This window comes from Acidaminococcus timonensis, assembly GCF_900106585.1.
Taxonomy (GTDB): Bacteria; Bacillota; Negativicutes; order Acidaminococcales; family Acidaminococcaceae; genus Acidaminococcus; species Acidaminococcus timonensis.
This window is the reverse complement of the sequence record NZ_FNWH01000006.1, coordinates 1,418,227-1,432,010: the sequence shown is the minus strand read 5'-3', so window position 1 is coordinate 1,432,010 and position 13,784 is coordinate 1,418,227. Positions and strand designations below refer to the sequence as shown.

The 13,784-nt window shown below is 58.1% G+C and carries 13 protein-coding genes, 3 tRNA genes and 1 pseudogene; all 17 read left to right on the top strand.

Features of this window, described 5'->3' with window-relative positions; translation table 11 throughout:
• Positions 1-25 precede the first annotated feature (25 nt).
• The 17 genes and pseudogenes from BQ5462_RS10640 to BQ5462_RS10565 all read left to right on the top strand — a co-directional run bounded on the left by BQ5462_RS10640 (position 26) and on the right by BQ5462_RS10565 (position 13,773).
• Positions 26-931, top strand: coding sequence for a VirK/YbjX family protein (locus BQ5462_RS10640; RefSeq protein WP_071143268.1), 906 nt, complete (start codon positions 26-28; stop codon positions 929-931).
• Between the two features lie 60 nt (positions 932-991).
• Entirely contained in the window at positions 992-2,362 is a 1,371-nt protein-coding gene (locus tag BQ5462_RS10635) for a hypothetical protein (RefSeq protein ID WP_071143387.1), read from the top strand.
• Between the two features lie 175 nt (positions 2,363-2,537).
• Positions 2,538-4,166 (top strand): OstA-like protein, encoded by a 1,629-nt coding sequence (locus tag BQ5462_RS10630; RefSeq protein WP_071143267.1) that lies wholly within the window; start codon positions 2,538-2,540, stop codon positions 4,164-4,166.
• Positions 4,147-4,737: a D-sedoheptulose 7-phosphate isomerase gene (gene gmhA / locus BQ5462_RS10625; RefSeq protein ID WP_071143266.1), complete on the top strand. Its 591-nt coding sequence runs from the start codon at positions 4,147-4,149 to the stop codon at positions 4,735-4,737. Before BQ5462_RS10630 ends, gmhA begins: the two co-directional genes overlap by 20 nt.
• Positions 4,730-6,208, top strand: coding sequence for a D-glycero-beta-D-manno-heptose-7-phosphate kinase (gene rfaE1 / locus BQ5462_RS10620; protein ID WP_071143265.1), 1,479 nt, complete (start codon positions 4,730-4,732; stop codon positions 6,206-6,208). The genes gmhA and rfaE1 overlap by 8 nt, the downstream gene beginning before the upstream one ends.
• On the top strand, positions 6,205-7,173 hold the full coding sequence (rfaD, locus tag BQ5462_RS10615) for an ADP-glyceromanno-heptose 6-epimerase (RefSeq protein ID WP_071143264.1): 969 nt from the start codon (positions 6,205-6,207) through the stop codon (positions 7,171-7,173). Before rfaE1 ends, rfaD begins: the two co-directional genes overlap by 4 nt.
• Positions 7,170-7,694, top strand: coding sequence for a D-glycero-alpha-D-manno-heptose-1,7-bisphosphate 7-phosphatase (locus BQ5462_RS10610; RefSeq protein ID WP_071143263.1), 525 nt, complete (start codon positions 7,170-7,172; stop codon positions 7,692-7,694). Before rfaD ends, BQ5462_RS10610 begins: the two co-directional genes overlap by 4 nt.
• Entirely contained in the window at positions 7,691-8,749 is a 1,059-nt protein-coding gene (gene waaF / locus BQ5462_RS10605; protein ID WP_071143262.1) for a lipopolysaccharide heptosyltransferase II, read from the top strand. Before BQ5462_RS10610 ends, waaF begins: the two co-directional genes overlap by 4 nt.
• Positions 8,742-9,767, top strand: coding sequence for a glycosyltransferase family 9 protein (locus BQ5462_RS10600; RefSeq protein WP_071143261.1), 1,026 nt, complete (start codon positions 8,742-8,744; stop codon positions 9,765-9,767). The genes waaF and BQ5462_RS10600 overlap by 8 nt, the downstream gene beginning before the upstream one ends.
• 95 nt (positions 9,768-9,862) lie before the next feature.
• Positions 9,863-9,938: transfer RNA gene (locus BQ5462_RS10595), tRNA-Lys, on the top strand.
• Positions 9,939-9,946: 8 nt separating this feature from the next.
• Positions 9,947-10,021, top strand: a tRNA-Glu gene (locus BQ5462_RS10590).
• Between the two features lie 6 nt (positions 10,022-10,027).
• Positions 10,028-10,103: transfer RNA gene (locus tag BQ5462_RS10585), tRNA-Val, on the top strand.
• A gap of 147 nt (positions 10,104-10,250) precedes the next feature.
• Positions 10,251-10,436, top strand: a pseudogene (locus BQ5462_RS11805) (NfeD family protein); the annotation flags it as partial.
• Positions 10,419-10,718 carry an NfeD family protein gene (locus BQ5462_RS11800; protein ID WP_456236536.1) on the top strand — a complete coding sequence of 100 codons (300 nt, stop codon included), beginning with the start codon at positions 10,419-10,421 and terminating at the stop codon, positions 10,716-10,718. The pseudogene BQ5462_RS11805 and the gene BQ5462_RS11800, both read left to right, overlap by 18 nt.
• Before the next feature lies 1 nt (position 10,719).
• Complete coding sequence (gene floA, locus BQ5462_RS10575; protein WP_071143259.1) at positions 10,720-11,718, top strand: flotillin-like protein FloA; 999 nt, start codon at positions 10,720-10,722, stop codon at positions 11,716-11,718.
• A 12-nt stretch (positions 11,719-11,730) separates the two neighbouring features.
• On the top strand, positions 11,731-12,153 hold the full coding sequence (locus tag BQ5462_RS10570; RefSeq protein WP_071143258.1) for a hypothetical protein: 423 nt from the start codon (positions 11,731-11,733) through the stop codon (positions 12,151-12,153).
• Positions 12,154-12,237: 84 nt separating this feature from the next.
• A complete protein-coding gene (locus tag BQ5462_RS10565; RefSeq protein WP_071143257.1) occupies positions 12,238-13,773 on the top strand; it encodes an AbgT family transporter in 1,536 nt (511 codons plus the stop codon).
• The last annotated feature ends 11 nt before the right edge of the window (positions 13,774-13,784 follow it).

Here is a 13,784-nt window from a genome sequence, read left to right as displayed (position 1 = left end):
TTCATGAAGAAAGGAATGGCACAGCATGGATTGGGCGGAAATCAAAGCGGCGGGAAGGGCCTGCTACAATTTGGAACATTTGAAGGAACGGAAGCGGTACTGGGTGTACCTGCTGCGCTGCCGGATCCACAGCCAGCAGATGGCGGCACTGCAGAAGTTTTTCCAGGCCACGCCCCTGCGCCGGGAAGTGCTCCAGGGCATGCCCTGCCTGCTGGAACAGGCGACCCGGGCCTTTTTCTACAAGGGGGCTTCCTGGGCGCAGCGGTGCCGGCTGATCACGTACCACATCTTTGCCCTGGAACAGCTGCTGCAGCCGGATTTTTTACGGCGGATCTATGTCGAACACGGCCGGGTGAACCTGTGGACCGATGCCTTCCAGGACAGGCCCCTGACCCTGGATCTGCTGTTCCACCCGGGCCAGCGGAAGGAAGGGTGCCTGTCCCTGGTGCTCCACTGGGGCGACCTGGATTTCTACCAGATCATGTTCTGGCTGAGCCCGGATCCGGAAACCGGGAAGCCCTGCGTGTGGGTGGGGGCCCTGCAGGGAACCACCCTGGGGAATGATGCAGTGAAGGCCATGACGAAGAAATTCTTTGGCTACCGCACCAAGAACCTGATCTTCTACGGGCTGCGGACCCTGGCGGACCTGATGGGCTGCGAATCCATCTATGCCGTGTCCAATGCAGGGTACTATGCCATGAACCATGTGCGCATGGACCGGAAATTGAAGACGAACTTCGGGGATTTCTGGGAGGAATGCGGAGGCACGGCCTGTGCCGATCCCCGGTTCTACAAGATTCCGCTGGAGGAGAAACGACGGGAACTGTCGGAATTCAAACCGTCCAAGCGGGCCAACCATCGCCGCCGCTACGAACTCATGGATCGCATGCGGGCGGAGATGGAAGAAAAGCTGGCCCCGTGGAAAAAATAAGGCAACTATGGTACAATGAAACTACATTATTCTGAAATTACCCTGACGGAGGTGTCTGGAGTGAAGAAAAAATTCATCAGCCTGTTTTTGACAGCGCTTCTTTGTCTGACCTGCCTGGTCCCGGCCTTTGCCGAGGAAATGGCAACCAGCAATACGGTGGCTGGGAAGCTGGAAACGGCGGAAAGTTTCCTGTATGGTGCGGTGCAGACCGGTTCCCTGGTGTCCCGGGTGGACAAGATGGAAATGGAAATGTACGGCCAGAAGAGCACCGGATCGGTGATGAGCCGGGTGGATCACCTGTATAACGGTCTGGAGGGGGCTCCGGCCAACGGCAAGCTCTCGGCTGCCACCATGCTGAATGTGATCGAATGGCAGTTCTCTGACCGGATGAGTACAGAGGCCGCCAGAGAACGGATCGGTTCTCTGGAAACCCAGATTTTCGGAACCCAGTATACGAAGGATACTTTCAGCAGCCGCCTGAACCGGCTGACCAAGGCCGCCTTCTCCAGTGGCAGCCTGACCTCCAGTACGGTGGTATTGCCCAAGGACTCCCTGATCAAAGTGAAATTCATGCAGGATATCAGCAGCAAGACGAACCAGCAGGGCGACAGCATCGACTTCATCGTGGACGATAACGTGTATGTGGGCGATGCCCTGGTACTGCCCAAAGGTTCCAAAGGCTATGGCCAGATCAAAAAAATCGTGCAGCCCCGGATTTTCGGCCGGGATGCCCGGATCGATCTGGACTTCTCCCATGTGGTAGCCGTCAATGGCGGGGCCATCCCTGTCACCGTGGGTGAACTGGCCAAACAGCAGGCCAAGACCGCAGCCGGTGCTGCCGGTGCCTCCATTGGGGGCATGGTCCTGTTCGGGCCGGTGGGCATCGTAGGCGGTGCTTTCGTGAAGGGCTCTTCCGTGACCATCCCTGCCGGGACCAATACCTATGTGCAGGTTTCGGAAGACACCAGCGTGGACGGCGTGATCCTGGCCGGGAACACCGCCAGGGGCCAGCAGCTGGACAGCAATGCGGTGGTGAATGGTCCCGCAGCTGCCGAACCGGCTTCCGGCGTGGCTGTGGCCGCCGGTGAAAACGCAGCGGCCCAGCAGCCCGCTGTCAGTGGAGACACTTCCACGAAAGAACCGGCCGCTGCCGTGACTCCCAAAAAGGACAGCGGCATCTCTCTGGATGAATCCGATGCGGATGTGGTGGCAGCCCAGGACAAGACTATTTCTCAGGATACCACCGAAGCCAACGCTGCAGACAAGGCAGAAGGCGGCGACAAAGCGGATGCGGAAACGGAAGCCGCGGCAGACGCTGCCCAGAAGCAGAAGGACGACGATGCCGGAAAACGGGTGCGCAAGAACGACAGCAGCAACCAGCCCCTGCTGGATGAAGACGACGGTTCTGCCTACGACGCCAGCACTCTGTAAGACAAGGAACAAAACGGTGGGTACCGATGGTACCTGCAGCCGGGACCCGGCTCTTTCACACAAAGTTGCGGAAGAGCCGGGTCTTTTGTGTTATAATGATGAAGAGTGTATCTTTGTTTATGAATTTGATGGAAACGATTGACAAGCGAATTTTACCAGTGGAGGACAAGATCCTATGAACAAGAAGGCATTGGCCTTAGGAATTACATTGGCGCTGTCGCTGCCGGGGATGGCCAGCGCAGCTGTCACCTATGACGGGGGCAAGCTGAGCAGCAAGGATGGCCCGGCGTATCAGCCGCGGGCGTTTCTGAACGAGCCCCAGAGCCTGGATGAAGTGGAATCCTATGCCCACCAGCATGAGGGAATCCGCCGGATCCAGGATCAGCCCGATGCCAAAGTGGAAGCCATCACCCAGGCTGGAAAAGAAACGTCCAAAGAGCAGAAGGAACGGGAAAAAAGAGGGGAGACCGTCCCCAGTGAATCCACCCTGCCCATTACCATCTATGGGGATCAGGTGAAATACAATACGGAAACCGGCGATTTTGCGGCTTCCGGGAATGTGCGTCTGTACCAGGGCAATCAGAAACTGTATACGGCCCAGGCCCAGGGCAATTCCAAAACCGGGGATGTGTACCTGCTTACCGGCGGCCGGATCGTGGATGACACCAGTACCGGCACCAGTGTCACGGATGGGAAATGGGGACACTACAATTTCCTGGACAAGACCGGAACGGTGAAGAATATTTCCGGCCATAACGGGAAGGATATCTACAAGGCGGATATCGGGGAAATCTACCCCGACCGGGTGGAACTGACCAGCGGCGGGTCCACCACCCGCTGCCCGGCCATTTACCATCCCCCCTGTGTGGAAGTGAAGGCAGACAAAGTGGTGATCTATCCCAAGGACAAGATCATTGCCTACAACGTCAAGGTGTATGTAAAGGGCAAGCATATCTACTCCCGGGATCGCTGGATCAACCGGATGCAGGATGACGGGAGCAAACAGAGCCTGCTGCCCCATATCGGATATGATACGGATCATGGGGTGAAGATCCGCTACAATCTGGACATTCCGGTGAGCAACAAAAACAACCTGGATGCGGAATTGAAATATTATTCCAAGATCGGCTGGCGGCCCCTGTTCACGGATGTGCAGAATGAAAAGAATTTTTACGTGCAGATCCAGGACGGCCATACGGAAGACTCGGACAACAACTGGATCCGCAAAGAGCGGGATGTGAAGTTCGTTTACAAGAGCCACAAGTTCGATAAGAATGTACCGGTGAACTATTCCGCCTACATCAGCCACGGCCTGTGGAAGGACAACTGGAAGCGCAGCTGGCATACGGAATACGGGGTCTATCTGAATCATGATCCCATCCGGCTGACCCGGGAAAAACAGCCTCTGTACCTGAACCTGGGTGTGGGCCACAAGTGGGTCCGGGAAAGCATCAACGACGAAACGAAGAAGACCATGCTGTATTCCGCCACGTTGAATAAGGCCTTTGAAGGCGGCTGGAACACCTGGCTGGGCTACTACTACGAAAAAGAGCACAGTTCCGTCTTCTCCTACTCGGATCCGGATATGGCCAAGGAGCTGCAGTGGGGCCTGTCCAAACAGCTGGGGAAGAACGACTGGGTGAACTTCGTAATGCGGTATGACCAGGGCAAGAGCGGCGTCTATGAGTACATCTATCGCTGGTACCATGATTTCTGCTGCTTCCGGCTGGGACTGGAATACCGGGATAAGAAATATGACAATGATCATGAATGGAGTGTGACTTATGACCTCTATCGGTGGTAAGGTGCAGGAAACGATCAGCGCTCGGCTGCTGGAACATGAGAAGCTGGTCCATAAAGTCATGGGCAGCAAACGGCTGCTGAAGGCGGTGGAGGAAGCCGCAGGGATGATTTCTCTTACCCTGGCTTCCGGCGGCAAGGTGATGTTCTGTGGCAACGGCGGCTCGGCAGCCGATGCCCAGCACTGGGCCGCGGAGATCGTGGGACGGTTCCAGAAAGAACGGCCGGGGATGGCAGCGCTGGCGCTCACCACGGATACGTCCATCCTGACGGCCATTGGCAATGATTACGGCTATGACAAGATCTTCGCCCGGCAGGTGGAAGGCCTGGGCCGGGAAGGGGATGTGCTGGTGGGGATTTCCACTTCCGGCAACAGCGGCAACGTGCTGGAAGCCATAGCCAAGGCCCGGGAAAAGGGCATACGGGTGATCGGTTTCACGGCCAAGGGGGGCGGCAAAATGGCTGACCTGTGCGACGTGCTGCTGGATGTGCCGTCCACCAATACGGCACGGGCCCAGGAAATCCATGAGATCCTGGGACATATTCTCTGTGAGCTGGTGGAAGACTATGCGTAATACGAAAAGCACCCGGTTCTTAACGGAAACCATCCAGAAACTGCGGATTGCCGTTATCGGCGACGTGATGCTGGATCGGTATATCTACGGGGAAGTGAAACGGATTTCTCCGGAAGCCCCGGTGCCGGTGAACCATGTGCGCCATATGGAAAGCGTGCTGGGGGGCGCCGGTAACGTGGCAGCCAACCTGGCCGGCCTGGGGGTGCAGGTATATGCGGCCGGGGTCACGGGCCTGGATGCCCATCGGGAAGACCTGGAACAGAAAATGGCCGGCGCCGGCATTGATTTTTCTGGCCTGTTTCCCATGCCGGGACGGAAGACCATTACGAAACTGCGGGTGATCGGTGGCCGGCAGCAGATGCTGCGGCTGGATTTCGAGGAACCCGGGGACCTGGATCCGGACGAGGAGAAACAGCTGCTGGACTGGCTGCAGAAACGGCTGCAGCAGGGCCTGGACGGCATCGTACTCAGCGACTACGCCAAGGGTGTGTGTTCGGATCATTTCTGCCAGACGGTGATGGCCCTGGCCCATCAGTCCCAGGTACCCGTGCTGGTAGATCCCAAGGGCAGTGACTGGCGGAAATACACGGGCTGCGATTTCATCACCCCCAACGTGAAGGAAATGTGTGAAGCAGGGGGCAAAGTGGTCCCCAATGAAACAGGACCTCTGGTGGAACTGGCGGCTAAAGCCCGGGATACCTTCCACATCAGGAATGTGGTGGTGACCCGTTCCGAAAAAGGGGTGTCCCTGATCAACAAACAGGAAGTCATCACCGAAGCGGCTACGGCCCGGGATGTGTTCGACGTGTCCGGGGCCGGAGATACGGTGGCAGCGGTGCTGCTGGCAGCAGTGGCCGGTGGCCTTTCCCTGGGGGAGGCCCTGAACCTGTCCAACAAGGCAGCCGGGATCGTGGTGTCCAAAGTGGGGACCTACCCGGTGCACAGGGAGGAACTGCTGAAGGAAGTGCTGGCCAGCGAAGAACGGGAGGGCCGGGACTACCGGCCTTTGAGCTGGGAGGAAGTGACCAGCCTGGCCCGTACCTGGCAGGCAGCCGGGGAACGGATCGTGTTCACCAACGGGTGCTTCGACATTTTGCATGCCGGCCATGTGCAGTATCTGGAACAGGCAGCCAAACTGGGCCAGCACCTGATCGTGGGTGTGAACACCGATGCGTCAGTGAAACGGCTGAAAGGGGAGACCCGTCCCCTGAATCAGGAAAACGACCGGGCACGGCTGCTGGCCGCCCTGGCCTGCGTGGATGCCGTAGTGCTGTTCGGGGAAGATACCCCCACAGAGCTCATCAAACGGATCCGTCCGGACATCCTGGTGAAGGGCGGAGATTACAGGCCGGAGGAAGTGGCCGGCCGGGAATATGCCGGCAAGGTGGAGATCCTGCCCTTCAAGGAAGGGTATTCCACCACCGGTGTGATCCAGAAAATCGTGAAACTGGTCAAGGAGGGCAAATTATGATCATTGTAACCGGCGGCGCCGGTTTTATCGGCAGCAATATTATCAAGGGCTTGAACGACAGGGGACGGGATGACATCCTGGTGGTGGACAACCTGACCAATATGGTGAAGTTCAAGAACATCCAGGGTCTGAAGGTGCTGGATTACCTGGATAAATATGATTTCATCCAGCGGGTGCGGGACGGCAAATTCGATTATGAACCCATCGACGTGATCTTCCATGAAGGGGCCTGCTCCGATACCATGGAATACAACGGCAAGTACATGATGGAAAACAACTTCGAATATACCAAGACCCTGATGCACTTTGCCCTGGATCGGCGCATCCAGTTCCTGTATGCCTCTTCTGCCTCTACCTACGGCAGCGGCAAGAACGGGTTCCGGGAAGAACCGGCCTGCGAGGAAGCCCTGAACGTGTACGCGTTCTCCAAGCTGTTCTTCGACAACTATGCCCGCCGGTACTTTGACAAAGCGGAAAGCCAGATTGCCGGGTTCCGGTATTTCAATGTATTCGGGCCCCAGGAGAACCACAAGGGCAAGATGGCATCCATGGTGCGCCAGATGTTCCTGCAGTGGAAGGCAGAACATAAGGTAAAATTATTCGGAGAATACGACGGCTACGGCCCCGGTGAACAGACCCGGGACTTTGTGTACGTGAAGGACGTGGTGAAGGTCCTGCTGTACTTCTGGCAGCACCCGGAACTGAAGGGCATCTACAACCTGGGCACCGGCCATGCCCATACGTTCAATGATATGGCCAGAGCCGTACTGGAATTCTTCGGCAGCGGCGAGCTGGTGTACGTTCCCTTCCCGGAAGTGCTGAAGGGCAAGTACCAGAGCTACACCCAGGCCGATGCCACGAAACTGCTGGCCACCGGCTATGACGGCGGGTTTACGGACTTCAGCCAGGCCGTGAAGGAATACTGCCAGGTGCTGCAGGATTCCGACGGTTATTACAAGGCATGACAACGGGCAAGAAAGCGGTGTTCCTGGACCGGGACGGGGTGCTGGACATGGATAAGGGCTACATCTACCGTCCGGACCAGGTGGAATGGGTGCAGGGTGCCAGAGAAGCGGTGGCCCTGCTCCACAGCCTGGGCTATGCCATCTACGTGGTGACCAACCAGAGCGGCATCGCCCGGGGCTACTATACCCAAAAAGACATGGAAGCCCTCCATGCCTATATGGCAAAAGAAATGGAGAAAGCCGGCGGTCAGATCGACGGCTTCTATTTCTGTCCCCACCATCCCACCAAAGGGGTGATCCGGTCGCTGACCATCGAGTGCAACTGCCGGAAACCCAAACCGGGGATGATCCTGCAGGCGATGGCGGACCATGATCTGAGCCGGGAAGGGTCGTTCCTCATCGGGGACAACGAAAGCGATGTACAGGCGGCCCTGGCGGCCGGCATCCCGGGCTATCGGTTTACGGGCACGGATCTGAAGACCTTTGTGGAACGGGTGCTGCAGCGGCAGGCGGAGGTATGATGGACTACAAGAACATCCTGATCATCAAAATGAGTTCCCTGGGGGACGTGATCCACGCCCTGCCCTTTGCGGTGGCCCTGCGGCAGACCTTCCCCCAAAGCAGGATCAGCTGGCTGGTCCATCCCCAGTTCAGCGCTTTTGTGCCTGAACCGCCCATCATTGACGAAATCCTGTATTTTGACAAGGCGGCCTTTGGGAAGATGGGCTGGGGCAAACGCTGGGAGACCCTGAAGAAGACCCGGGCCATGCTGCACAGCAAACACTTCGACCTGGTCATCGACCTCCAGGGGCTGTTCAAGAGCGCGGTCATGGCCTGGCTCACCGGTTGTCCCAACCGGATCGGCTACTGTGAGATGCGGGAGGGCAGCGGACTGATCTCCAAAGCTATTACCGGGCCCAACGCCCATAAACACGTCATCGAACGGTACCTGGATGTGGCCCGGTACCTGGGGGCGAAGGTGGAGTCCATTACGTACCCCATGCCGGCTCTTACTGAAGAAATGGAAGAAATCCGTCTGCGGCTCATTGGGGCGGGGATTCCGGATAAGGAGGGACCGCTGCCCTATGTGGTGTTCGTGCCCGGCGCCCGCTGGGATACGAAGCGCTGGCCCCTGGACCATTATGCGGCCCTGGCGAAGAAGTTCCTGGAACGGGGGCTTTATGTGGTGCTGGCCGGCGGACCGGGGGATGCTCCCCTGGGCGAGGCCATCCTGCAACAGGTTGGAGAAGATCCGCGGCTCATCGACTTCATCGGCAAGACCAGCCTGCGTGAGTTGGGGGCGCTGATCAAGGGAGCCCGATTCTATGTAAGCGGGGATACAGGGCCGCTGCACATCGCCACGGCGCTGCAGAAGCCCCTGGTGACCATGTACGGTCCCACCCGGCCGGACCGGACGGGCCCCTATGGCAATCCCAACGCTACGGTACTGCTGAGCCCCGTGGAGTGTGCCGGTTGCCTGAAGAAACATTGTGACCACTGGACCTGTATGGGGGCTGTGACCCCGGAGCAGGTGTTCATGGATTTTTTGAAGAAGGAGGGGAAGGCCTGTGATTGAACTGGCAGGAAAGAAGATCATCGTCACGTTTTTGATGCATCTGGGGGACCTGGTGCTGACCACGCCTTTCCTCCACGCCCTGCGCAAAGCGGCGCCGGGGGCGGATATCACCTATCTGGTGGATGAGAAGCTGAAGGACATTGTGGCCCATAACCCCAACATCGACCATGTGTGGACCATCGACAAGAAGGGAAGGGACAACAACCTGCCCGCCCTTTGGCGGATGAGCCGGAAGATCACTGACGCTCATTTTGATGTGCTGATCAACCTGCACCCCAACGAGCGGTGTTCGTTCATCGATGCCATGGCTGTGGTACCGGTGAAGGTGGGGGCCTCCCACTTTCTGTTCCGGGGATTTTTCCATCCCTGGCTGAAACTGAACCGGAAAATCCATGCGGCCGATATGTACCTGGATGTACTGAAGCGCATAGGGGTCCGGGACCTTTCCAACAACGGGCTGGAGGTATTCCCCGGACCGGAGCACAAAGCCCGGGCCGAAGCTTTCTGGAAGGAACAGGGTCTGAATCCGGGCGCCAAACTGGTGGGCTTCAATATCGGCAGCGCCGTGGTGACCAAGCGCTGGGCACCGGAACGGTTTGCCCAGGTGGCGGATACCCTGGCGAAGGAAGGGGACCGGACCGTGTTCTTCGGCGGAACCATGGATGAAGAGATGGTACAGGAAGCCGTGGGTTTCATGAAGAGCCAACCCATCATCGCCACGGGAAAATTCGGGCTGGGAGAACTGGCGGCGGCCATGAGCCGGTGCTGTCTGATCATCACCAACGACAGCGGCCCCATGCATGTGGCCATCAGCCAGAAGGTGCCCATTGTGGCCATGTACGGCCCCAGCCATCCGGAACTGTACGGTCCCTATACGAAGCAGGCCACCATTGTACGGGCCATTCCACCCTGCGACGGGTGCCGAAAGGGCATGAAGCACCATTGTGAGGATATGCGGTGCATGAAGGAACTGACCGTGAAACAGGTGCTGAAGGCAGCTCATAAATGGCTGAAATAAAAAATCTGGATTTTTTTTGAAAAAGGGCTTGCCAAAATTATAAAAATCGGGTATACTAACATAGTCGACGGTTGAGAGATACCGAAAGACATGATGGTCCGCTAGCTCAGCTGGTAGAGCACCTGACTCTTAATCAGGGTGTCCAGAGTTCGATCCTCTGGCGGATCACCATTTTTTTTGGCCGGATGGTCAAGCGGTTAAGACACCGCCCTTTCACGGCGGTATCGAGGGTTCGATTCCCTCTCCGGTCACCATTTTATGGGCGCTTAGCTCAGCTGGGAGAGCGTCTGCCTTACAAGCAGAATGTCAGCAGTTCGATCCTGTTAGCGCCCACCACAAAGAAGACGATACATGCGTAACGCTGTATCGTCTTTTTTTATTGCCCAAAAGAGCGGAGCGGGCGAATCGGCTGCCAATTAGCAGGGATTTCCTCTTTGGTCTCGAATATATCTTCTATAACTTTTTCTCTGTGGAAAGGAGGAGGCTATGAGAATCCCATTGGTAGTTGCCGGGCTCCTGTTCCTGGTCATCGAAGCCTTTATCCCCGGATTCGGGGTTTTCGGGTCCCTGGGGATCCTTTGTCTGCTGGGCTCTCTGTACCTGTATCTGGGTGCCACCACCCAGGCAGCGGCTCTGGTGGGCGGTCTGCTGGTGGTGCTGGTACTGGCGGTGCTGTGGCTGGTGCGCCGGGGACCCGGAAGCTGGCTGGGGCGGCATTTGACTCTGCACCTGCGTTCCACGAAAGCCAGGGGCTATACGGGGAACCGGGAACGGACGGACCTCATAGGGAAGAGCGGCGTGGCCCAGACGGTGCTGCGGCCTTCAGGCCGGGCCCTGATTGACGGTCAGCTGGTGGATGTGATCACCGATGGAGAATTTTATGAACCGGGCACCCGGATCAAAGTGGTTGCGGTGACCGGGGGTCGGACAATCGTCCGGAAGGAGGCGTAATATGGTTGCAGTGTTAGGCAGTTCTGTTTTGATTGTGGCCCTGCTGGCGGTCATCCTGCTGTTTTTGCATTTCGTACCGCTGGGCCTGTGGATCTCGGCCATGGCGGCCGGGGTCAATGTCCATATCTTTACCCTGGTGGGGATGCGGCTGCGCCGGGTGGTCCCGTCGAAAATCATCCTGCCCCTGGTGAAGGCCAACAAGGCCGGGCTGGACGTGAATGTGGACCAGCTGGAGGCCCATTTCCTGGCCGGAGGTGACGTGGACCGGGTCGTGGATGCCCTGATCGCCGCAGAACGGGCAGACATTCCCCTGACCTTCGAGCGGGCGGCGGCCATCGATCTGGCCGGCCGTGATGTGCTGGAAGCTGTCCAGATGAGCGTCAATCCCAAAGTCATCGAGACCCCGCTGATTTCTGCGGTGGCCAAAAACGGCATCGAACTGAAGGTACGGGCCCGGGTAACGGTGCGGGCCAACATCGACCGCCTGGTGGGCGGTGCCGGGGAAAGTACCATCATTGCCCGTGTGGGCGAGGGCATCGTTACCACCGTAGGGTCTTCGGAGGAACATACGGATGTGCTGGAGAATCCGGATCACATTTCCCGGACGGTACTGAGCAAGGGTCTGGATGCAGGCTCTGCCTTTGAAATCCTGTCCATCGATATTGCCGACGTGGACGTGGGCCGGAACATCGGGGCCCAGTTGATGACGGACCAGGCGGAAGCGGACAAGAACATCGCCCAGGCCAAGGCAGAGGAACGCCGGGCCATGGCTGTGGCCAAGGAGCAGGAAATGCGGGCGTATACCCAGGAAATGCAGGCCAAGGTGGTGGAAGCCCAGGCCCAGGTGCCCCAGGCACTGGCCCAGGCGCTGCGGGAAGGCCATCTGGGGGCCATGGATTACTACAACCTGAAGAACCTGATGGCGGATACCAAAATGCGGGAAAGCCTGGTCAGCAGCGGTCAGGAGGAACTGCCGCCCACCAGGGATCCCGGCAAGTAACAGGAGGCTGCCATGGGCTCTGAATTTTTATTCTTTGTGCTCTGGATGGCGTTTGTGATCGGCATCCAGGTATGGAACAGGCGGAAGCGGCAGCGGCCCCGGATGGCCAGGCCCCTGCCCCCGCTGAAAAAGAAAAGAGAAGTCGCCCAGCCCGGAACGTTTGTATGCCGGGAGGCCCAGGAACCGGAAAAGTGGTCGGATACAGGAGTGGAACCTACGGTGAAGCCGGTGCGCAGCGACCTGGTGGACGAAATCCGGGACCTGAAGCCCACGGTGGCACCCCAGGTGGTGGAACATTCCCGGAAAATGGCGGCAGCAGGGCCTGTCCATCCGGCGCTTACAGGCAATCTGCGGGAAGGGATGGTCTGGACCATGATCCTGGGGCGGCCCCGGTGCAGGCAGAGCTGGATGCAGGAGAGGAACAAACCTGTATAAGAACCCACCACCAGCCATGCGGCTGGTCCCCCGCCCTTGAAAAGGGCGGAGAAGGGTGGGATCTCTGAAAGGAAGGGATGATTTATGGAAGAAATACAGCCAAAGCAGAACTGGGTGGACCGGTTCCTGAACGGAGTGGAGAAGGTCTGCGATAAACTGCCGCCTCCGGCCATCCTGTTCTGCCTTCTGTTTGTGCTGACAGCCATTGCCGGAGCCCTGCTGACGGCCTCCGGACTGAGCATGGTGAACCCGGCCAACGGTAAGGTGGTCACGGCCCAGAATCTGTTTTCTCCGGCCGGGGTGGACTGGCTGCTGAAGAATATGGTGAAGAATTTCTCCGGGTTCGCCCCTCTGGGACTGGTGATCACCATGACCCTGGCCATTGGCTTCTGTGAGGAAAGTGGCCTTCTGGTCAGTCTTTTGCGGCGCAGCATGAAGGACGTGCCTCCGGGCATCGTACCCTATCTGATCGCTTTTGTGGGGACCCTGGGGAACATTGCCTCCGATACGGCGGCGGTAGTGATTCCGCCCCTGGCAGCCCTGGTTTACATCGGGGTGGGGAAGAATCCTCTGGCCGGCATGATCGTGGGGTATGCAGGAGCCAACGCCGGCTTCACCGCCAACCTGATGATCGCCGGCACCGATACCCTGCTCCAGGGGCTGACCAACCAGGCCCTGGACGGCTTTCTGGGCAAAGGGGCCTATGCCGTGGATGTGACCTGCAACTGGTACTTCATGGCGGCTTCCACCTTTCTGGTGGCCCTGGTGCTGGGCTATGCTTCTCAGAAAATCGTGGAACCCCGGTTTGCTCCCTATGAAGCCAGAGAACTGGAAGCCGTACAGGATCTGACGATGGACGAAAAACGGGGGCTGCACAACGCCGGTCTGGTCACCTTGGTGTACGTGGCCCTGATTGCTGTGGGCTTTTTCACAGGCATCCTGTCCAGGGACGGCCATACTCTGGTGGGGTCCCTGCTGCTCAAGGGACTGATCCCCATCCTGTTCTTCCTCATGAGCCTGGCCGGCATTGCCTATGGGCTGACCACGAAGAAATTCAAAACGGTGAAGGACATCAACGGGGCCATGGTGAAGCAGATGTCCCATATGGGATCCTATGTGGTGTTCTGTTTCTTCTGCGGTCAGTTCCAGGGGCTGTTCAACTGGAGCCATATGGGGACCCTGCTGGCCATTGGCGGGGCGGACTTTTTGAAGGGGCTGGGCTTTACGGGGATGCCCCTGTGCGTGGTGTTCGTGCTGGTGTGCGCCTTTGTGAACATCTTCATGTCCTCCGGGTCTGCAAAGTGGGCCATCTTCGCGCCCATCTTCGTGCCCATGTTCATGTTGCTGGGATATCATCCGGCTTTTGCCCAGCTGCTGTACCGGCTGGGGGATTCTCCGGGCAACAGCGTGACGCCCATGATGCCCTATCTGTGGATGATGCTCAGTGTGGCCCAGGAAAAGTATGATCCCAAGTGCACGGTGGGGACGTTTATTTCCAACCTGATCCCCCTGGCGGTGATCCTGCAGATTGCCTGGATCCTGTTCATGATGATCTGGGTGGGGCTCAACATCCCTCTGGGACCGGGTGTTACGGTCCATCTGCCGGCTGGGATTTTGTAAAAAGGAAGGAT

What these genes read in the sequence shown, in the direction of transcription:
- gmhA (WP_071143266.1), top strand. Translation starts at nt 4,147, where the DNA reads ATGACCTCTATCGGTGGTAAGGTGCAGGAAACGATCAGCGCTCGGCTG.
- floA (WP_071143259.1), top strand. Translation starts at nt 10,720, where the DNA reads ATGGTTGCAGTGTTAGGCAGTTCTGTTTTGATTGTGGCCCTGCTGGCG.
- rfaD (WP_071143264.1), top strand. Translation starts at nt 6,205, where the DNA reads ATGATCATTGTAACCGGCGGCGCCGGTTTTATCGGCAGCAATATTATC.
- BQ5462_RS10565 (WP_071143257.1), top strand. Translation starts at nt 12,238, where the DNA reads ATGGAAGAAATACAGCCAAAGCAGAACTGGGTGGACCGGTTCCTGAAC.
- BQ5462_RS10630 (WP_071143267.1), top strand. Translation starts at nt 2,538, where the DNA reads ATGAACAAGAAGGCATTGGCCTTAGGAATTACATTGGCGCTGTCGCTG.
- BQ5462_RS10570 (WP_071143258.1), top strand. Translation starts at nt 11,731, where the DNA reads ATGGGCTCTGAATTTTTATTCTTTGTGCTCTGGATGGCGTTTGTGATC.
- waaF (WP_071143262.1), top strand. Translation starts at nt 7,691, where the DNA reads ATGATGGACTACAAGAACATCCTGATCATCAAAATGAGTTCCCTGGGG.
- rfaE1 (WP_071143265.1), top strand. Translation starts at nt 4,730, where the DNA reads ATGCGTAATACGAAAAGCACCCGGTTCTTAACGGAAACCATCCAGAAA.
- BQ5462_RS10640 (WP_071143268.1), top strand. Translation starts at nt 26, where the DNA reads ATGGATTGGGCGGAAATCAAAGCGGCGGGAAGGGCCTGCTACAATTTG.
- BQ5462_RS10610 (WP_071143263.1), top strand. Translation starts at nt 7,170, where the DNA reads ATGACAACGGGCAAGAAAGCGGTGTTCCTGGACCGGGACGGGGTGCTG.